Origin of the sequence: Streptomyces sp. NPDC032940 (assembly GCF_040636935.1) — a bacterium.
GTDB lineage: Bacteria > Actinomycetota > Actinomycetes > Streptomycetales > Streptomycetaceae > Streptomyces.
Window position 1 is genome coordinate 1 of record NZ_JBEZVJ010000037.1, and the last position, 20,435, is coordinate 20,435.

General features: G+C 70.6%; 14 protein-coding genes, 1 tRNA gene and 1 rRNA gene. 14 read left to right on the top strand and 2 right to left on the bottom strand.

Annotated features, from left to right (window positions below):
* From rrf to AB0E77_RS30445, 3 genes are all read left to right on the top strand, one after another.
* A 5S ribosomal RNA gene (rrf, locus tag AB0E77_RS30435) occupies positions 1–87 on the top strand; the annotation flags it as partial.
* Between the two features lie 114 nt (positions 88–201).
* A complete protein-coding gene (locus AB0E77_RS30440) occupies positions 202–864 on the top strand; it encodes a DegT/DnrJ/EryC1/StrS family aminotransferase (protein ID WP_361577120.1) in 663 nt (220 codons plus the stop codon).
* A gap of 78 nt (positions 865–942) precedes the next feature.
* Positions 943–1,018, top strand: a tRNA-Thr gene (locus AB0E77_RS30445).
* A gap of 56 nt (positions 1,019–1,074) precedes the next feature.
* Here AB0E77_RS30445 and AB0E77_RS30450 read toward each other — a convergent pair.
* Positions 1,075–3,840 carry a SpoIIE family protein phosphatase gene (locus AB0E77_RS30450; protein WP_361577005.1) on the bottom strand — a complete coding sequence of 922 codons (2,766 nt, stop codon included), beginning with the start codon at positions 3,838–3,840 and terminating at the stop codon, positions 1,075–1,077.
* Between the two features lie 392 nt (positions 3,841–4,232).
* Between AB0E77_RS30450 and AB0E77_RS30455 the strand changes: the two genes are divergently transcribed.
* The 11 genes from AB0E77_RS30455 (at position 4,233) to AB0E77_RS30505 (ending at position 19,559) form a co-directional block, all read left to right on the top strand.
* The gene (locus AB0E77_RS30455; protein WP_361577008.1) at positions 4,233–9,707 is read left to right on the top strand and encodes a HAMP domain-containing protein; all 5,475 of its coding nucleotides are present in this window, start codon (positions 4,233–4,235) and stop codon (positions 9,705–9,707) included.
* A 324-nt stretch (positions 9,708–10,031) separates the two neighbouring features.
* Positions 10,032–10,706 (top strand): response regulator, encoded by a 675-nt coding sequence (locus tag AB0E77_RS30460; protein WP_161164852.1) that lies wholly within the window; start codon positions 10,032–10,034, stop codon positions 10,704–10,706.
* Positions 10,707–10,847: 141 nt separating this feature from the next.
* Positions 10,848–13,592: a DNA translocase FtsK gene (locus AB0E77_RS30465; protein ID WP_361577020.1), complete on the top strand. Its 2,745-nt coding sequence runs from the start codon at positions 10,848–10,850 to the stop codon at positions 13,590–13,592.
* Positions 13,593–13,853: 261 nt separating this feature from the next.
* Positions 13,854–14,699 (top strand): RodZ domain-containing protein, encoded by an 846-nt coding sequence (locus AB0E77_RS30470; RefSeq protein ID WP_361577023.1) that lies wholly within the window; start codon positions 13,854–13,856, stop codon positions 14,697–14,699.
* A 92-nt stretch (positions 14,700–14,791) separates the two neighbouring features.
* A complete protein-coding gene (gene rimO / locus AB0E77_RS30475; protein WP_361577026.1) occupies positions 14,792–16,261 on the top strand; it encodes a 30S ribosomal protein S12 methylthiotransferase RimO in 1,470 nt (489 codons plus the stop codon).
* Positions 16,258–17,031, top strand: coding sequence for a CDP-diacylglycerol--glycerol-3-phosphate 3-phosphatidyltransferase (gene pgsA / locus AB0E77_RS30480; protein WP_361577029.1), 774 nt, complete (start codon positions 16,258–16,260; stop codon positions 17,029–17,031). Before rimO ends, pgsA begins: the two co-directional genes overlap by 4 nt.
* The gene (locus tag AB0E77_RS30485; protein ID WP_361577032.1) at positions 17,028–17,573 is read left to right on the top strand and encodes a CinA family protein; all 546 of its coding nucleotides are present in this window, start codon (positions 17,028–17,030) and stop codon (positions 17,571–17,573) included. The genes pgsA and AB0E77_RS30485 overlap by 4 nt, the downstream gene beginning before the upstream one ends.
* Before the next feature lie 109 nt (positions 17,574–17,682).
* Positions 17,683–18,063, top strand: a complete 381-nt coding sequence (locus AB0E77_RS30490; RefSeq protein ID WP_161164858.1) for a helix-turn-helix transcriptional regulator — start codon at positions 17,683–17,685, stop codon at positions 18,061–18,063.
* A gap of 181 nt (positions 18,064–18,244) precedes the next feature.
* Positions 18,245–18,715 carry a DNA starvation/stationary phase protection protein gene (locus AB0E77_RS30495; RefSeq protein ID WP_361577035.1) on the top strand — a complete coding sequence of 157 codons (471 nt, stop codon included), beginning with the start codon at positions 18,245–18,247 and terminating at the stop codon, positions 18,713–18,715.
* Complete coding sequence (locus AB0E77_RS30500) at positions 18,712–19,077, top strand: hypothetical protein (RefSeq protein ID WP_361577038.1); 366 nt, start codon at positions 18,712–18,714, stop codon at positions 19,075–19,077. The genes AB0E77_RS30495 and AB0E77_RS30500 overlap by 4 nt, the downstream gene beginning before the upstream one ends.
* Positions 19,074–19,559, top strand: a complete 486-nt coding sequence (locus AB0E77_RS30505; RefSeq protein ID WP_361577041.1) for an SRPBCC domain-containing protein — start codon at positions 19,074–19,076, stop codon at positions 19,557–19,559. Before AB0E77_RS30500 ends, AB0E77_RS30505 begins: the two co-directional genes overlap by 4 nt.
* Before the next feature lie 36 nt (positions 19,560–19,595).
* Here AB0E77_RS30505 and AB0E77_RS30510 read toward each other — a convergent pair whose 3' ends face one another.
* Positions 19,596–20,435 carry a DNA-formamidopyrimidine glycosylase family protein gene (locus AB0E77_RS30510; protein WP_361577044.1) on the bottom strand — a complete coding sequence of 280 codons (840 nt, stop codon included), beginning with the start codon at positions 20,433–20,435 and terminating at the stop codon, positions 19,596–19,598.

The following is a 20,435-nucleotide window of genomic DNA, read 5'->3' on the forward strand; positions in this document are numbered from 1 at the left end:
GGTTACATTCCGAACCCGGAAGCTAAGCCTTTCAGCGCCGATGGTACTGCAGGGGGGACCCTGTGGGAGAGTAGGACGCCGCCGAACAATTATTCAAAGGGTTGGACCCCGAACTTCGGTTCCGGGTCCAACCCTTTTTTGTTTTGCGTCACTTGACGTTCACGTACCGCGACGACCATCGTCGGCATGAGTACTGCTGCCATGCTCAGGGCCGCCGGCGTAGGCGTCGGAGACGAGGTCGTCGTGCCCGCCTTCGGGAACGCAGAGGTCGCTGAAACCGTGTCACTGGTCGGCGCGTTGCCGGTCTTCGCCGACATAGATCCGGCGACGTACTGCCTCGACGCGGCCGCCGTGGAAGCGGCGGTGACCTCCCGGACCGCGGCCGTCGTCGCCGTGCACCGCTTCGGCCGGCCGGCCGACATGGCGCGACTGCACGAGGTCGGGCAGCGGCACGGGCTGCTGGTCCTGGAGCACGGGGAGACCGCCGGGCCGTACGACGACATAGCGCGGCGCCGCGAGCGAGCGGCTTACCTCGACGGGAAGTTGAAGGGCGTGCGTACGCCCGACGGGGGCGACGGGCACACCTATCAGCAGTACGTGGTGAGGGTGCCGGGCAACGGGCGGCCCGACCGGGACGCGTTCGCCCGGGCTATACGGGGGAGGGGAGTCGACTGCCGGGTGCCGGTGCGGACACCCGTGCACCGGATGCCCGGGTTCCGGCGTTGCGTGTCCTTGCCGGAAACGGAGCGGGCCGCCGACGAGACGCTCGCGCTGCCGGTGGACGCCTCACTGACGAAGCGGGACATGCAGCGCATCGTGTCCGCGTGCAATGCGCTGGGCGGGCTGCTGCAACCCGCGCACTGAAAGCCGTGTTGGGAGCACACCCGTGTTCGGGGTATGATCTATTCCGTTGCCGCGAGGGAAACCTCGAAAAGGCGACAGGCCCCTATAGCTCAGTCGGTAGAGCGTCTCCATGGTAAGGAGAAGGTCAACGGTTCGATTCCGTTTGGGGGCTCCACCGAAGAAAGGCCCCGCCCAATGGGCGGGGCCTTTCTCATGCCCGGATCCGGTGGGTCAGTCCGCGTGCGGCTCCGGCACCCGCATCGCCAGGATCGCCATGTCGTCGGACGGCGCGTCCGACGCGAAGCGCTCCACCGCGCGCATGATGCGCGCCGCCACCGCGCCCGCCGTCAGGCCCGTGCAGGTGGTCAGCACATCGGCGAGGCCGTCGTCACCCAGCATGCGCGTGCCCTCGCGGCGTTCCGTGACGCCGTCCGTGACGCAGAGCAGGACATCGCCCGGGTCGAGGGTGACCGTCTGCTCGTAGAGCTCCAGGTCCTCCAGGACGCCGAGGAGCGGCTGGGGCTCGGCGGCCGGTTCCACCGTGCCGTCCTGGCGCAGCCGCAGAGGGAGCGGATGGCCGGCGCAGACGACCTTCAGCTCGGCGCTGCCGTCCTCCTGCGGGCGCATCTCGCCGTAGAGGAGGGTGAGGAAGCGGCTGCGGGCGCCCTCGTCGAGGATGGCCGAGTTGAGACGCTCCAGGACCGCGGGGCCGCTGAGACCCTCGCGGGCCAGCAGGCGCAGGGCGTGCCGGGCCAGGCCCGTGACGGCCGCCGCGTTCGGGCCCGTACCGCAGACGTCGCCGATGGCGAAGCCGTAGGCGCCGTCGCTGATGGGGAAGAGGTCGTAGAAGTCGCCGCCGACCTCGTTGCCCTCGCCGGCCGCGCGGTAGATGACCTCCACCTCGACGCCGTCGATCAGGGGGAGCTCCGGCGGCAGCAGGCTGCGCTGGAGGGACTGGCTGATGGCCGTGCGTTCCGAATACAGGCGGGCGTTGTCCAGGGCCAGGGCGGCTCGGCGGGACAGGTCCTCGGCGAGTTCCAGGATCTCCTGGCGGAAGTGCTCGTCGGTGGGCTTGCCGAGGGTGAGCATGCCGATGACGCGGTTGCGGGCGACCAGGGGCAGGACCACCGTCTCGCCGCCGACTGCGGAGGCCGTGGCCAGGGTCGGGCCGATGCCGGAGCTGACCTGCTGCACCGGGCCGCCGCTCAGGCCGAGGCTGCGCATGGAACTGCGCAGCGCCGCCTGGTGGGCGACCTCCGCGGGAGCCGTCCAGACGCGGGCGCCCGGAGTGGGCACCGGGTCCGGTGGGTCGATCTTGGAGAGGAGGGACTTGATGCCGTCGATCAGCTCCTCGTCCTCGTGCAGGACGTACGACAGGTACGGGTCCGAGGCCTGGTCGGCGATCGTGTAGACGGCGCACCAGGTGGCCAGGGTCGGGACCGTCATCTGTGCCATGAGGGCCAGCGTCTGGTCACGGTCCAGGGTGCCGGCGAGGAGGTCGGACGCCTCGACGAGGAAGCTGAGGGAGCCGCGGCGCAGCCGTTCCAGCTCGCCCAGGCGGGCCGACTCGACGGCCAGGGCGATGCGGTCGGCGGCGAACTGGAGCCGCAGCGCCTCCTCGTTGGAGTACCGGCCGGGAGACTCGGCCGCGACGCCGAGGGAGCCGGTGAGGCGGCCCTCGACCTTGAGGGGCACGGTGACGACGGAGCGCATGCCGGTGCCGTTCAGCAGGGGCACGGCGCCGGGAACCGCGGCGAGGTCGTCGTGGACGGCGGGCATGCGCGCCGAGCCGTAGCGGCCGGGGCCCGCCTCGACGGGGACGCGGGCGAAACGCTGGCGGGCGGAGGGCAGGCCGGTGGAGGCGCGGACCTCCAGCTCGGTCTCGTCGTCGGTGGCCAGCAGCAGGAAGGCGGCGTCGGCGTCGAGCATGTCGCGGGCGCGTTCGACCGTGCGCTGGAGGAGGCCGTCGAGGTCGTCCGGAGCGGGAGAGCCGATGAACACCTCGAAGGGGTCGGTGCTCTGGCCCTCGGTGGAACCGCCCGTGTCGGAGGCGGGCACGCGCAGCGGCGTCTGCAGCACGGCACGCTCGTTGTCCCGCACGAGGAGGCAGACCGTGGAGGGCTCGCCGCCGGCGTCCCGGACGCGGAGGTGGGAGGCGTAGACCGGGGTGACGCGGCCGTCGGCGCCCCGGATGCCGTAGCTGCCCTCCCAGCGGGAGAGCTGGAGCGCCTCGACGATGCCCGTGCCGGTGCCCGGGGTGTGCGGCCAGGCGGCGAGGTCGGTCAGCGGCTTGCCGGTGACCTGCTCGGCCGGGTAGCCGAAGAGTTCCTCGGCGTCCTCGTTCCAGGCGGTGACGGCGCCCGTGCGGTCGATCTGGACGACGGCGACGCGAACGCGGCCGTCGGCGACCGGCAGCAGCTCGGCCGGGAGGGCCGGGCCGGCGCTGCGGGTGCCGACCGCGCGGGCCGGCAGGTTGAGCTGGAACCAGACGTTCTTGTGCGTCGGCGTGTACTCGACGCCCCAGTGGCCGGCGAGGGCGGCACAGAGCTGGAGTCCGCGTCCGCCCTCGCGGTCGGGGCTGCCCATGTTGACGGCCGAGCCCTGGATGGGGACCTCGCGCTCGGGGTAGCGGTCGGCCACCTCGATGCGGACGCCGTCGTCGCTGCGCAGGCACACCACGTCGGCGGCGGTACCGGCGTGCACCACGGCGTTGGTCACCAGTTCGCTGGTGAGCACCACCGCGTCGTCGACGATGTCGGCGTGGCCCCAGCCCTGGAGCGTGTCGCGGACGAAGGAACGTGCGCTCGCCACCGATCGTCCGACGGGCTCGAAACTGGCGGCCGCGCGCGCGGTGATCACAGAACTCCTCGACCCTCTCTCCACGTCCACGTGCACATGGACGGCGTCCTGGCCGGCCGGCTCGTGCCGCTGCTGCGGCAGGCCGTCCGTCGGCCCGTGATCCGGAGGCTGCTCCCCCGGGATCAGTCCGGTGGTCATGTCTCCGGCCGCCCCTCCGATGCCCGCTCGTCTCGTGCCACCGCCCAGGCCGGACAGAACCGGCATGGCTGGACAGCCGCATGCAAGGTTACTTACCTTCCATGCCCCCGCGGATGCCGGTCTGCAGTGTTTCCGCCCAGAGGGTGTGCGGACGGTGTGCGAAGCTGCCGAACTGTTATGGCCTGGTTCGGCCGGGGTGAAACACTGGGCAAGCTTGTCGTGTGCGTCCGGGCAGGCCGAATGCCGAGCGGCCTGGATGGGCAGGGGCCCACTCAGCGGCCCGGTGAGCCGGGTCCGAACACCCGGCGGCACAGGAAGCACACGAGAGCAACCGGTCACCGTGGGGTGCACCGGGCACAGCAGTAATGGTCGACCCCTGCGGGAGGGACACAGTGGAGTCTGGCGCAGCGACGCGGGCCACGAAGACGCGCGCGAAAGGCGGACAGTCCCTGAGTAAGCAGGGCAAGACACGAGGCGGTACGACGACGGTCGACACGGCGGCGCTGAACCGGCTGCTCACGGCCCTGGTCGCCATGCGGGAGGGGAACTTCCGCAAGCGGCTCACGGTGTCCGGGGACGGCGTGATGTCGGAGATCGCGGCCGTCTTCAACGAGGTGGCCGACCGCAATCTGCACCTCACGGGCGAGCTGGCGCGGGTGCGGCGCATGGTCGGCCGTGAGGGGAAGCTCACCGAGCGCCTGGAGACGGGGGCCTGCGAAGGCTCCTGGGCGACCGCGATCGACAACTCCAACGCGCTCGTGGACGACCTCGTGCGCCCCGTCTCCGAGGTCAGCCGGGTGCTGTCGGCGGTGGCGGACGGTGACCTGTCGCCGCGCATGGAGCTGCGGACGCAGACCGTGGAGGGCGCCGGGCATCCGCTGCGCGGCGAGTTCCTGAAGGTCGGGCGGACCGTGAACAACCTGGTCGACCAGTTGTCGACGTTCACGGACGAGGTCACCCGCGTGGCCAGTGAGGTCGGTACCGAGGGCAAGCTGGGTGGACAGGCCCAGGTGCGCGGCATGTCCGGTTCGTGGAAGGACCTCACGGACTCCGTCAACACGATGGCCTACCGGCTCACCGCGCAGGTGCGGGACATCGCGCTGGTGACGACGGCGGTGGCGAAGGGCGACCTGTCGCGGAAGGTCACGGTCCACGTGGCCGGCGAGATGCTGGAGCTGAAGAACACCGTCAACACGATGGTGGACCAGCTCTCCGCGTTCTCCTCCGAGGTGACGCGCGTCGCCCGTGAGGTGGGTACCGAGGGCGCGCTGGGCGGTCAGGCGCAGGTGCCGGGCGTGGCCGGGGTGTGGAAGGAGCTCACCGACTCGGTCAACACCATGGCCGGGAACCTGACGGCGCAGGTGCGCGGGATCTCCGAGGTGACGACCGCGGTCGCCAACGGTGACCTGTCGCGGAAGGTGACCGTGCCGGCGCGCGGCGAGGTCGCGCAGCTGGCCGAGACGATCAACCAGATGACCGAGACGCTGCGGATCTTCGCGGACGAGGTCACGAGGGTGGCCAACGAGGTCGGCGGTGAGGGGCAGCTCGGCGGCCAGGCGAACGTGCCGGGTGCGGCGGGGATCTGGAAGGACCTGACCGACTCCGTCAACACCGTCTTCCGCAACCTGACGACCCAGGTGCGGGACATCGCCGCGGTGACCACGGCGGTGGCCAACGGTGACCTGTCGCAGAAGGTCACGGTCGACGTGGCCGGCGAGATGCTGGAGCTGAAGAACACCGTCAACACGATGGTGGACCAGCTGTCCTCCTTCGGTGCCGAGGTCACCCGGGTGGCCCGGGAGGTCGGTGTCGAGGGGGAGCTGGGCGGCCAGGCGCAGGTGCCGGGGGCGGCGGGTACGTGGAAGGACCTCACCGACTCCGTCAACACGGCGTTCCGCAACCTCACCGGTCAGGTGAGGAACATCGCGCAGGTGACGACGGCGGTGGCGAACGGTGACCTGTCGCAGAAGGTCACCGTGGACGTCTCCGGCGAGATGCTCCAGCTGAAGAACACCGTGAACACGATGGTGGACCAGCTCTCCAGCTTCGCCGACCAGGTGACCCGGATGGCGCGGGACGTGGGCACGGAGGGCCGCCTCGGCGGTCAGGCCCGGGTGGACGGTGTGTCGGGTACCTGGAAGGAGCTCACGGACTCCGTCAACTCGATGGCGGGGAACCTGACCTCACAGGTGCGCAACATCGCGCAGGTGACGACGGCGGTGGCCCGGGGTGACCTCTCCCAGAAGATCGACGTCGACGCGCGCGGGGAGATCCTCGAGCTGAAGAACACCATCAACACGATGGTGGACCAGCTCTCCAGCTTCGCCGAGCAGGTCACGCGGGTCGCCCGCGAGGTGGGCACGGAGGGCCGCCTCGGCGGTCAGGCGCAGGTGCCCGGGGTCGCCGGTGTGTGGCGGGACCTGACCGACTCGGTGAACGGCATGGCCGGCAACCTCACCGCGCAGGTCCGCAACATCGCGCAGGTCGCGACGGCGGTGGCCCGCGGTGACCTGTCCCAGAAGATCACCGTGGACGCGCGCGGGGAGATCCTGGAGCTCAAGAACACGCTGAACACGATGGTGGACCAGCTGTCGTCGTTCGCCCAGGAGGTCACGCGCGTCGCGCGCGAGGTGGGTACCGAGGGCATCCTCGGCGGCCAGGCCGAGGTGCAGGGCGTCTCCGGCACCTGGAAGGACCTCACGCAGTCCGTGAACGGCATGGCCAACAACCTGACCATGCAGGTGCGCAACATCGCCGAGGTCACCACCGCCGTGGCCAAGGGCGACCTGTCGAAGAAGATCACCGTCGACGCCAAGGGCGAGATCCTCGAGCTCGTCACCACCGTCAACACCATGGTCGACCAGCTGTCGTCCTTCGCCGAGCAGGTGACCCGGGTGGCGCGCGAGGTGGGTACCGAGGGCATCCTGGGCGGCCAGGCGCACGTGCCCGGTGTGGTGGGCATCTGGAAGGACCTCAGCGACAACGTCAACCTGATGGCGAAGAACCTCACCGTGCAGGTGAGGAACATCTCCCAGGTGGCCGCAGCCGTCGCCAACGGCGACCTGACGCGGACGGTGACGATCGAGGCGCGCGGTGAGGTCGCGCAGCTCGCCGAGACGTTCAACACCATGGTGAAGACGCTGAGCTCGTTCGCGGACCAGGTCACCAAGGTGGCCCGTGAGGTGGGTACGGACGGCATCCTCGGCGGTCAGGCGCACGTGCCGGGTGTGTCCGGTACGTGGAAGGACCTCACCGAGTCGGTGAACCAGATGGCGTCCAACCTGACCGGTCAGGTGCGCAACATCGCCATGGTCACGACGGCCATCGCCAAGGGCGACCTGACCAAGAAGATCGACATCGACGCGCGCGGGGAGATCCTCGAGCTGAAGACGACCATCAACACGATGGTCGACCAGCTGTCGTCCTTCGCCGAGGAGGTGACCCGGGTGGCCCGCGAGGTGGGCACGGAGGGCCAGCTCGGCGGGCAGGCCCGGGTGCGGGACGTGGACGGCACCTGGCGGGACCTGACGGAGTCCGTGAACGAGATGGCCGGGAATCTGACCCGGCAGGTGCGTGCCATCGCGCGCGTGGCGACCGCGGTGACCCGCGGTGACCTCAACCTGAAGATCGACGTGGACGCGTCCGGGGAGATCCAGGAGCTCCAGGACTACATCAACAAGATGATCGCCAACCTGCGCGACACCACGATCGCCAACAAGGAGCAGGACTGGCTCAAGGGCAACCTGGCCCGGATCTCCGGGCTGATGCAGGGCCGCCGTGACCTCCAGGACGTCGCTTCGCTGATCATGAGCGAGCTGACCCCCGTGGTCTCCGCTCAGCACGGCGCGTTCTTCCTCGCGATGCCCCTGGTCGACGGCCAGGAGCAGGCCGGCGCCGACGGCGACCGGTACGAGCTGCGGATGCTCGGGTCGTACGGCTATTCGATGGGGTCCATGCCGACCTCGTTCCGGCCGGGGGAGGCGCTGGTCGGCACGGCCGCCCAGGAGAAGCGCACGATCCTGGTCGAGAACGCGCCGAGCGGCTATCTGAAGATCTCCTCCGGGCTCGGCGAGGCACCGCCCGCGCAAGTGATCGTGTTGCCGGTGCTGTTCGAGGGGCAGGTGCTCGGTGTCATCGAGCTGGCGTCCTTCACGCCCTTCACGCAGATCCAGAAGGACTTCCTCAACCAGATCGCCGAGATGATCGCGACGAGCGTCAACACCATCTCCGTCAACACCAAGACGGAGGTGCTGCTGAAGCAGTCGCAGGAGCTGACCGAGCAACTGCGGGAACGGTCGGAGGAGTTGGAGCAACGGCAGAAGGCGCTGCAGTCCTCCAACGCCGAACTGGAGGAGAAGGCCGAGCTGCTGGCGCAGCAGAACCGCGACATCGAGGTGAAGAACACCGAGATCGAGGAGGCCCGGCAGGTCCTGGAGGAGCGCGCCGAGCAGCTCGCGGTCTCCATGCGCTACAAGAGCGAGTTCCTGGCCAACATGTCGCACGAGCTGCGTACGCCGCTCAACTCCCTGCTGATTCTCGCCAAGTTGCTCGCCGACAACGCCGACGCGAACCTGTCCCCGAAGCAGGTCGAGTTCGCGGAGACGATCCACGGTGCCGGCTCCGACCTGCTCCAGCTCATCAACGACATCCTCGATCTGTCGAAGGTCGAGGCGGGCAAGATGGACGTCTCCCCGACGCGCATCGCGCTCGTGCAGCTCGTCGATTACGTGGAGGCCACGTTCCGTCCGCTGACCGCGGAGAAGGGCCTCGACCTGTCGGTGCGGGTGTCGCCTGAGCTGCCCGCGACCCTGCACACGGATGAGCAGCGGCTGCTCCAGGTGCTGCGCAACCTGCTGTCGAACGCGGTGAAGTTCACCGATTCGGGAGCGGTCGAGCTGGTCATCCGGCCGGCCCGGGACGATGTGCCGCAGGCCATCCGGGAGCAGTTGCTGGAGGCCGGTTCGATGACCGACCCGGACGGGGAGCTGATCGCGTTCTCGGTGAGCGACACCGGTATCGGGATCGCGGCGAGCAAGATGCGGGTGATCTTCGAGGCGTTCAAGCAGGCCGACGGCACCACCAGCCGCAAGTACGGCGGCACGGGTCTCGGACTGTCCATCTCGCGGGAGATCGCGCAGCTGCTGGGCGGTGAGATCCACGCGCAGAGCGAGCCGGGCCGCGGCTCCACGTTCACCCTCTACCTGCCGCTGCACCCGAGCGAACTGCCGCCGAACGGCTACGGGCAGGCTCTGCCGTCCCTCGGGGCGGGCGAGCTGCTGTCCTCCGCGAGCGCCCCGGCCGAGCCGCAGGAGACCGAGGCCGAGACACCGGCCGAGGTGAAGTCGTACCAGGACTCGCAGAACGGTGCGGCCGCGCTGTTCCGGCGTCGCCGCAGGTCCCTGCCGGAGGCCGGGGAGCAGCTCGCGGCGCAGGAGCAGCGGCCTGCCGCCGAGCAGGACGCGGCGCCGCAGTCGCACCGGAACATCAGGTTCGGTGGCCAGAAGGTGCTGATCGTCGACGACGACATCCGCAACGTCTTCGCCCTCACCAGCGTCCTGGAGCAGCACGGCCTGTCCGTGCTGTACGCGGAGAACGGGCGGGAGGGCATCGAGGTGCTGGAGCAGCACGAGGACGTCGCGGTCGTCCTGATGGACATCATGATGCCCGAGATGGACGGGTACGCGACGACCACGGCGATCCGCCGGATGCCGCAGTTCGCCGGGTTGCCGATCATCGCGCTGACCGCCAAGGCGATGAAGGGCGACCGGGAGAAGGCGATCGAGTCGGGCGCCTCCGACTACGTGACGAAGCCGGTCGACCCCGACCATCTGCTGACGGTGATGGAACAGTGGATGCGCCAGGAGTGAGCGGCAGGTCCGGGCGTTGGTGTGCGACCGTGGGGTGTGTCGGCGTGCCGGGGACGGCGGCGTGCACGCCGGGTCGCTGACTCAGCGTGCCCGCGGTCGTGTAGAAGCACGGGATTCGGGGAACCTTCTGGTCTCCCGCCGCGTTTCTGCTACGTACACAGTGACATCGCGGTGACAGGGTGTGGCGACAGGCGGGGTGCGGCTACGATGACCGGCACAAGGACGGGCGACGCAAGGGAGTCGTCCCCTGGGGCGGCGCCCGCCGGTGCTGCCCCAAGTCCTGAGGACAGGGGAGGCCCCACGCCGGGGCGAGGAGGGCGGGCCATGGTGCAGAAGGCCAAGATCCTCCTGGTCGATGACCGGCCGGAGAATCTGCTGGCGCTGGAGGCGATCCTCTCGGCGCTCGATCAGACGCTGGTGCGGGCATCGTCCGGGGAGGAAGCGCTCAAAGCACTGCTGACGGACGACTTCGCGGTCATTCTGCTGGACGTCCAGATGCCGGGCATGGACGGTTTCGAGACAGCCGCGCACATCAAGCGGCGGGAGCGGACCCGGGACATCCCGATCATCTTCCTCACCGCGATCAACCACGGGCCGCACCACACCTTCCGCGGGTACGCGGCGGGGGCGGTGGACTACATCTCCAAGCCGTTCGACCCGTGGGTGCTGCGCGCGAAGGTCTCGGTCTTCGTCGAGCTCTACATGAAGAACTGCCAGCTGCGCGAGCAGGCGGCGCTGCTGCGCCTCCAGTTGGAGGGCGGCGGCAAGAGCGCGGGCGTGGAGACCAAGGAGCCGGCGGGGCTGCTCGCCGAGCTGTCGGCACGGCTCGCGGCCGTCGAGGAGCAGGCCGAGGCGCTCTCCAAGCAGCTGGGCGACGAGTCGACCGATGCGGCGGCGGTGGCCACCGCGGCCCACCTGGAGCGCAAGCTCACGGGCCTGCGCCGTGCCCTGGACGCCCTCGAGCCGGGTTCCTCCGGAGGACAGCCCGCGGTCAACTGAGGCCCTCGGTGGGGCGGTCAGTGAAGGCATGTCAGCGTCCGTACCCACCGCGTCAGTTCCGGTCCCGCGCGCGCACGACACGAACGGGTGAAGCGGTAGGCACACGTGTCGACCGCCGTCTCCCCCGGTAACCTCACACCTATGGCCTCACGTCCCTCCGCAGCCAAGAAGCAGCCCGCCAAGAAGGCGGCGGCTCCCGCGAAGGCTCCGGCGAGGAAGGCCGCCGCGAAAAAGGCACCGGCGAAGAAGGCGCCCGCCAAGAAGGCCGCGGCGAAGAAGCCCGCGCCCGCACCGGTACCCAGTCCCACCAACGGCGTCTACCGGCTCGTACGCGCCCTCTGGCTGGGCGTGGCGCACGCCGTCGGCGCCGTCTTCCGCGGCATAGGCCAGGGCGCGAAGAACCTCGACCCGGCGCACCGCAAGGACGGCGTGGCGCTGCTGCTGCTCGGCTTGGCGCTGATCGTCGCCGCCGGCACCTGGGCCGACCTGAAGGGCCCGGTCGGCGATCTCGTCGAGATCCTGGTGACCGGAGCCTTCGGCCGGCTCGACCTGCTCGTGCCGATCCTGCTCGGCGCCGTCGCCGTGCGGCTGATCCGCCACCCGGAGAAACCCGAGGCCAACGGGCGGATCGTCATCGGCTTGTCCGCCCTGGTCATCGGTGTGCTCGGCCAGGTGCACATCGCCTGCGGCTCACCGGCCCGCAGCGCCGGCATGCAGGCCATAAGGGACGCCGGCGGCCTGATCGGCTGGGGCGCGGCGACCCCGTTGTCGTACACGATGACCGACGTCCTCGCCGTGCCGCTGCTCGTGCTGCTCACGGTCTTCGGGCTGCTGGTCGTCACGGCCACCCCCGTCAACGCCGTCCCGCAGCGGCTGCGGCAGCTCGGCGTGCGGCTGGGGCTGATCGGCGACCCGGAGGCGGAGCAGTTCACCGACGACGACGAGCGGTACGACGAACAGTGGCGCGAGTCGCTGCCCGCACGCCCCCGCCGGCGCGGGGGACCGCCCGCCGAGGAGCCGTACGACCACGACGCCGCCGAGCAGGAGGCCCTGGCCCGGCGCCGTGGCCGGCCCCGCCGGTCCGCCGTGCCGCAGCCGGACGGGCACCGGCCGATGGACGCCGTGGACGTCGCCGCCGCGGCCGCCGCCGCGCTCGACGGTGCCGTCCTGCACGGAATGCCGCCGTCCCCGCTGGTCGCCGACCTCACCCAGGGGGTGAGCACGGGGGAGCGCGAGTCGACGACACCGACCCCCACGCCGGTCCCGGCCGCGCGCCCGCAGCCGGGGAAGCTCAAGAAGGAGCCGGACGGGCAGGACCCGGCCAAGGTGGAGGTCCCCGACCTCACCAAGACCCCGCTGCCGCAGGAGCGCGAGCTGCCGCCGCGCGCCGAACAGCTCCAGCTCTCCGGCGACATCACCTACTCCCTGCCGGGCCTGGACCTCCTCACCCGCGGCGGCCCGGGCAAGTCGCGCAGCGCCGCCAACGACGCCGTCGTGGCCTCGCTGACCACCGTGTTCACCGAGTTCAAGGTCGACGCGGCCGTCACCGGCTTCACGCGCGGCCCGACGGTCACGCGGTACGAGGTCGAACTCGGCCCCGCAGTGAAGGTGGAGCGGATCACCGCCCTCACCAAGAACATCGCGTACGCCGTCGCCAGCCCCGACGTGCGGATCATCAGCCCGATCCCCGGCAAGTCCGCGGTCGGTATCGAGATCCCCAACACCGACCGGGAGATGGTCAACCTCGGCGACGTGCTGCGGCTCGCGGAGTCCGCCGAGGACGACGACCCGATGCTGGTGGCCTTCGGCAAGGACGTCGAGGGCGGCTACGTCATGCACTCGCTGGCGAAGATGCCGCACATGCTGGTCGCCGGCGCCACCGGCTCCGGCAAGTCGTCCTGCATCAACTGCCTGATCACCTCGATCATGATGCGGGCGACCCCGGAGGACGTCCGGATGATCCTGGTCGATCCCAAGCGCGTCGAGCTGACCGCTTACGAGGGCATCCCGCACCTGATCACGCCGATCATCACCAACCCCAAGCGGGCCGCCGAGGCGCTCCAGTGGGTCGTGCGCGAGATGGACCTGCGCTACGACGACCTCGCCGCCTACGGCTACCGGCACATCGACGACTTCAACCGCGCGGTGCGCGAGGGCAAGGTCAAGCCGCCCGAGGGCAGCGAACGCGAACTCCAGCCCTATCCCTACCTGCTGGTGATCGTGGACGAGCTGGCCGACCTGATGATGGTCGCCCCGCGCGACGTCGAGGACGCCATCGTGCGCATCACCCAGCTCGCGCGCGCGGCCGGCATCCACCTGGTGCTCGCCACGCAGCGGCCCTCCGTGGACGTCGTCACCGGCCTGATCAAGGCCAACGTGCCCTCCCGGCTCGCCTTCGCCACCTCCTCGCTGGCCGACTCCCGGGTCATCCTCGACCAGCCCGGCGCGGAGAAGCTCATCGGCAAGGGCGACGGCCTCTTCCTGCCGATGGGCGCGAACAAACCGACCCGTATGCAGGGCGCGTTCGTGACCGAGGAGGAGGTCGCGGTCGTCGTCCAGCACTGCAAGGACCAGATGGCGCCCGTCTTCCGGGACGACGTCGTCGTCGGCACCAAGCAGAAGAAGGAGATCGACGAGGACATCGGCGACGACCTCGACCTGCTGTGCCAGGCGGCCGAGCTGGTCGTCTCCACGCAGTTCGGGTCGACCTCCATGCTCCAGCGCAAGCTGCGCGTCGGCTTCGCCAAGGCCGGACGCCTGATGGACCTGATGGAGTCGCGGAACATCGTCGGACCGAGCGAGGGCTCCAAGGCTCGTGACGTTCTTGTGAAGGCTGACGAGCTGGACGGCGTGCTCGCCGTGATCCGGGGGGAGTCTGAAGGGTAGGGAACGGTACGCGCGGATCCCCTCGCGTGGCGGACCGGGCGGCCGGACGGCCGATCGTGACTCACCCGTTAGGGATCAATGAGCAACCGTTTCCCCAAGGCGTACGTCAAGTTGAGGGAAGCGACAAAGAGGTACACCGCCATCGGGACACGAAGCCATACCGATGGCGTACAAGTCCCGCCGTCCGGTTGCCCCACCCGTTTGTACCCCCCCTAGACTGAACGTCCAGCACAGGCGGCTATACGCTCGAAAGGCGCCCCCGTGTCCATCGGCAACTCCCCTGAAGACGAGCGTCCGATCGAAGGCGTGTCCGAAGACGTTTCTGAGGAAGCCCGCCCCACCGTCGGCCGTGCCCTGCAACAGGCGCGCATCGCCGCCGGGCTGACCGTCGACGACATCAGCAGCGCCACCCGCGTCCGCATCGCCATCGTGCACGCCATCGAGGCGGACGACTTCGCGCCGTGCGGCGGCGACGTCTACGCCCGCGGCCACATCAGGACCCTGGCCAAGGCCGTCCGGCTCGACCCGGCCGAGCTCCTCGCGCGGTACGACGCCGATCACGGCGGACGCCCGGCCCCGACCCCCGCCGCGCCCCTGTTCGAGGCGGAACGCATCCGCCCGGAGCGCCGCGGACCCAACTGGACCGCGGCGATGGTCGCCGCGATCGTCGCCGTGATCGGCTTCGTCGGCTTCACCTTCGTCAAGGGCGGCGACGACGGCGGCTCCGAGGCGAGCGTCGCCGAGGGTGCCCAGCCGACGGCCGGCAAGAGCGCCACGGCGAGCGCCCGGCCCAAGAAGCCGGCCGACCCCAAGCCCACCGACAGCGCCATCGCCGCCGCACCGCGGGACAAGGTGACCGTCAAGGTCAGCGCCACCGACGGCCGCAGCTGGATCTCCGCCAAGGACCACAGCGGCCGGCTGCTCTTCGACGGTCTGCTCAAGCAGGGCGACTCCAAGACCTTCCAGGACAACGAGAAGGTCAACCTCGTCCTCGGCGACGCCGGCGCGATCGAGCTGTTCGTCAACGGCAAGAAGATCGAGGACGACTTCCAGCCGGGCGCGGTGGAGCGGCTGACATACACGAAGGGCGACCCCCAGGCCGGCTGAACGGACCCGGGGGACGAGTCAGTACGGGGTTGGCCAAGATCGGCCAACCCCGTCGACGTGGGCTGTCGGCAGGACGAAGTAGTCTTGAGCCCATGCCTGAAAGCCGTACCGTCGCACTCGTCACCCTTGGCTGCGCCCGTAACGAGGTGGACTCGGAGGAGCTCGCAGGCCGTCTGGAGGCGGACGGCTGGAAGCTCGTCGAGGACGCCGAGGAAGCGGACGTGGCCGTCGTGAACACGTGCGGCTTCGTCGAGGCCGCCAAGAAGGACTCCGTGGACGCCCTCCTGGAGGCCAACGACCTCAAGGGCCACGGCAGAACCCAGGCCGTGGTGGCCGTGGGCTGCATGGCCGAGCGGTACGGCAAGGAGCTCGCCGAGGCCCTGCCCGAGGCCGACGGTGTCCTCGGCTTCGACGACTACGCCGACATCTCCGACCGGCTCCAGACCATCCTCAACGGCGGCATCCACGCCTCCCACACCCCCCGCGACCGGCGCAAGCTGCTGCCGATCAGCCCCGCCGAGCGCCAGGAGGCCGGCGCCGCCGTCGCCCTGCCGGGTCACGGCCCCGCCGACCTCCCGGAGGGCGTCGCCCCGGCCTCCGGACCCCGCGCGCCGCTGCGCCGCCGCCTGGACGGCTCCCCGGTCGCCTCCGTGAAGCTGGCCTCGGGCTGCGACCGGCGCTGCTCCTTCTGCGCCATCCCGTCCTTCCGCGGCTCCTTCATCTCACGCCGCCCCAGCGACGTGCTGAACGAGGCGCGGTGGCTGGCCGAGCAGGGTGTCAAGGAGATCATGCTGGTCTCCGAGAACAACACCTCCTACGGCAAGGACCTCGGCGACATCCGCCTGCTGGAGTCCCTGCTGCCCGAGCTCGCCGAGGTCGACGGCCTCGAGCGGGTCCGTGTCAGCTACCTCCAGCCGGCCGAGATGCGCCCGGGCCTGATCGACGTGCTGACCTCGACGCCCAAGGTCATGCCCTACTTCGACCTGTCCTTCCAGCACTCCGCGCCGAACGTGCTGCGTGCCATGCGCCGCTTCGGTGACACCGACCGCTTCCTGGAGCTGCTGGACACCATCCGGACCAAGGCCCCCGAGGCCGGCGTGCGCTCCAACTTCATCGTCGGCTTCCCCGGCGAGTCCGAGGCCGACCTCGCCGAGCTCGAGCGGTTCCTGAACCACGCGCGACTGGACGCCATCGGGGTCTTCGGCTACTCCGACGAGGAGGGCACCGAGGCGGCGACCTACGAGGACAAGGTCGACGAGGACGTCGTCGCCGAGCGGCTGGCACGCGTGTCCCGGCTGGCCGAGGAACTCGTCTCGCAGCGCGCCGAGGAGCGGGTCGGCTCCACCGTGCGGGTGCTCGTGGAGTCCGTGGACGAGGACGGTGTGTACGGGCGCGCGGCCCACCAGGCGCCCGAGACGGACGGCCAGGTGCTGCTCACGGGCGGCGAAGGTCTCGTCGCCGGTCGTATGGTCGACGCGAAGGTGGTCGGTACGGAGGGTGTCGACCTGGTGGCCGAGCCGCTGCCGGGCTCGCCCGCGTGGAGCGAGGAGGCGGCCAGATGACCGGAGTCCCGGCATCCGCGGCGGGCGGCTCCTCCAGCGCGCACCGGACCGGCCCGCGCGGCGCCTCGGGCGCCGCGCAGGATCCGGCCGAACGCAGGAAGTCGGGGGGCGCCGTGGAGCGGGGTGCGACCGAGGGCGGTGCCGGCGGGCGCGGGGGCAAGATCGCGGCCGCCGCGGTCGACCAGGCGAGCGTCTGGAACGTCGCCAATCTGCTGACGATGTTCCGGCTGGTCCTCGTGCCGGTCTTCGTGGTGCTGATGCTCGGCAACGGCGGATACGACCCGGCCTGGCGCTCCTTCGCCTGGGCGGCCTTCGCCGTCGCCATGTTCACCGACATCTTCGACGGCCATCTGGCCCGCACCTACAACCTCGTCACCGACTTCGGCAAGATCGCCGACCCCATCGCCGACAAGGCGATCATGGGGGCGGCGCTGATCTGCCTCTCCGGCCTGGGAGACCTGCCCTGGTGGGTCACGGCCGTCATCCTGGGCCGGGAACTCGGGATCACCCTGCTGCGTTTCCTGGTCATCCGGTACGGCGTCATCCCGGCGAGCCGCGGCGGCAAGCTGAAGACCCTCACCCAGGGCGTGGCCGTCGGCATGTACGTCCTGGCGCTCACGGGGCCCCTGGCCACCCTGAGGTTCTGGGTGATGGCGGCGGCGGTCGTCCTGACCGTCGCGACCGGACTGGACTATGTGAAGCAGGCCATTGTTCTGCGCCGGCGGGGAATCGCCGAGCGCAGGGCGGCGTTGAAGGAGTCGGAAGGGTGAGTTCCCCGGCCGCCGACGTGGTGCGACTACTCACGGTGAGAGGCGAGAGCCTCGCGATCGCCGAGTCGCTGACCGGTGGCCTGGTGGCGGCCGACGTCACCGCGGTCCCGGGAGCGTCCAAGGTCTTCCGCGGTTCGGTGACCGCCTATGCCACGGACCTGAAGCGGGATCTGCTCGGGGTCGAGGCAGGCTTGCTGGCGGCTCGAGGAGCGGTCGATCCCCAGGTCGCCGCGGAGATGGCGGCCGGCGTGCGCAAGGCGCTGGCAGCCGACTGGGGCATCGCCACGACCGGCGTCGCGGGCCCGGATCCCCAGGACGGACAGCCGGTCGGGACGGTCTACGTGGCCGTGCACGGACCCTTCCCATCGGACGACGGTTCCGCCTCTGGCGGAAAAGTGGAGGCACTGCGGTTGAACGGCGACCGCGCGGAAATTCGTATGGAGAGTGTACGGAGCGTGCTCGCGCTCCTTCTGCGGGAGATCGCGGGCGAACAGACCGGGAACGAGCGGGCACAGGATACGGAACGGAACGGGGGGTTTTGATGTTTGCAGCCCAGAGTGAACACGACATCGCTCCCCGCACGGCCGCGGCGCGAGGCGGTACGGTGGGGCGTGAAGGATGCGGCTACGCGGTCCGAGGAGGGAGCCACCGATGATTCTGCTCCGTCGCCTGCTGGGTGACGTGCTGCGTCGGCAGCGCCAGCGCCAGGGCCGTACTCTGCGCGAAGTCTCCTCGTCCGCCCGAGTCTCACTCGGCTATCTCTCCGAGGTGGAGCGGGGGCAGAAGGAGGCGTCCTCCGAGCTGCTGTCCGCCATCTGCGACGCGCTGGACGTACGGATGTCCGAACTCATGCGAGAAGTGAGCGACGAGCTCGCCCTCGCGGAGCTGGCCCAGTCCGCCGCGGCCACGTCGAGCGAGTCCGTGCCCGCGCCGGTTCGTCCGATGCTCGGTTCCGTCTCGGTGGCGGGTGTGCCACCGGAACGGGTGACCATCAAGGCACCCGCGGAAGCGGTGGACGTCGTCGCCGCCTGAGCTGTCGGCGCGTCGTCGTCCGAGGCCCCGGCCAGGGCCTCTCCGGGAGACCGGAGGGGTGCGGTCGGGGTTTTTGCGTGTCCGGGCGACCGCCGGCCGGGGCGGTTCCGCCGGTTTGCCGGTCCCTGGTGCGGCGGTCATCGTGGAAGGACATGCCGAGGGAGAACCGACGGAGGCGCGGATGTACGTCGTCAAGAGCCCCTTGTCCGACGCGAATCTCAAGGTCGTCTCGGAGGCGCTCCAGGGCGCACTCGTGGACCTGGTGGATCTGGCCCTGGTCGCGAAGCAGATTCACTGGAACGTCGTCGGGCCGCGTTTCCGCTCCGTGCACCTTCAGCTGGACGAGGTCGTCGACACCGCGCGCACGCACTCCGACACCGTGGCCGAGCGTGCCTCTGCGCTCGGTGTCTCTCCGGACGGCCGGGCCGCGACGGTGGCAGTCGGCAGCGGCATCGGGGTGACGCCCGAGGGCTGGGTGGACGACACCACCGCGGTGGGGACGATCGTCGAGGCGCTGGGCGCGGTGATCACGCGGATGCGGGAACGGATCACCGCCACCGGGGACCCGGACCCCGTGAGCCAGGACATCTTCATCCAGATCACGGCCGACCTCGAGAAGCAGCATTGGATGTTCCAGGCCGAGAACGGATGACCCCGGCGACCGTCCGCCGGGCGGCCGCGCTGGGGTTCGGCGCACTGTGGTGCTGGGCCGTGCTGCGGCTCGTGCTGGTGCCCGGGGCCGGTGCGGTCGAGGGGGCGGTCGCGGTCGGCGGATGGGGGCTGAGCGTGCTTCCGGTGCACTGCGTGCCCCGGAACCAGGCGGTCGGGGCCCTCGGTGCAGGGCGGTGGCGGCGGGCCGTGCGGGCGGCGGTACGGGCGCCGGCCTCGCCGCGTTCCGGGAGGCGTGCGGCAAGCGGGTCGCAGGACACGGATGCGGGTGCCTTCGTCCGACGGAGGGCGGTACCGAAGACCTGGAACGACGGGACCGATGACCTGGAAGGACGGGACGGATGACCATCACCAGCCTGGACAAGGACGTCGACCGGCTGACCCTCACCCTGGTCGCCGACTTCGCCGCGCCCGTCGAGCGGGTGTGGCAGCTGTGGGCCGACCCGCGGCGGCTGGAACGCTGGTGGGGGCCGCCGACCTACCCGGCGACCGTGGAGAAGCACGAACTGAGCCCGGGTGGTGACGTCACCTACTTCATGACCGGTCCCGACGGCGAGAGATACCGCGGCTGGTGGCGGGTCACCTCGGTGGAGGCCCCGACGTCGCTGGAGTTCACCGACGGGTTCGCCGACCAGGACGGTGTGCCGAGCACCACCATGCCGACCATGGCGGTACGGGTCCGGCTCGGTGAGCACGGGGTCGGCACCCGGATGGAGATGCGGTCCGTCTTCGACTCCGCGGCGGAGATGGAGCAGCTGGCCGACATGGGCATGGTCGAGGGCCTGCGGCAGGCGGCCGGCCAGATGGACGCGCTGCTGGCCGACTGAGCCACGGGCCCGGTGCGGTCGGGGTGGCGGGCTCGGTCACGTCCTGTTCCGCCGCCGGCCGGCGCCGGTGAAGCCGCCCGGTCGCGGGGCGGGGCCCGCCTGGCAGACGGGGCACCAGTACGTCGGGCGCTCGCGGGAGCCGTCGCCCTGATCGGCCAGACGGACGGACGTACCGCACCGCAGGCACGGGCGGGGCGCGCGACCGTAGACGAACAGGTCCTGGCCGCGCAGGCCCGTCGTGCGACGGACCGGACGGTCGCGGTTGGCCTCCAGGAGCCTCTTGGCGAGACCGGGAAGCCTCGCGGCCCGGTCGGCGGGCAGCTCGCCCACCGGCAGCCACGGGGTGACACCGAGCAGGAAGCACAGCTCGCACTTGTAGACGTTGCCGATCCCGGCGAGATTGCGCTGGTCCAGCAGGGCCTCACCGAGAGGACGGGCGGGGTCCTCGGTGAGGTTGGCCAGGGCGCGCCCGGGGTCCCAGTCGGGGCCCAGCAGGTCGGGGCCGAGGTGTCCGACGGCGCGCTGTTCGTCGGCGGTGCGCAGCAGCTCCAGCACCGGCAGGCGGTAGCCGACGGCCGTGCGGTCGGCGGTGCCGAGGACGACCCGGATCTGGTGCGCCGGGCCGCCGCTCCAGCGCTGACCGGCGGCGAACACCTTCCAGGCGCCGTCCATCCTGAGGTGCGAGTGCAGTGTCAGGCCGCCCTCGATGCGGGTGAGCAGGTGCTTGCCGCGCGGGGTGACGTCCACGACGGCACGGCCGGTGAGGTCGACCGTCGCGTACCGGGGCACGCGGAAGTCGCTGCGGGTCAGCGTCCTGCCGGCCAGTGCGCCGTGCAGCCTGCGCGCGGCCTGCCAGACCGTGTCTCCCTCGGGCAT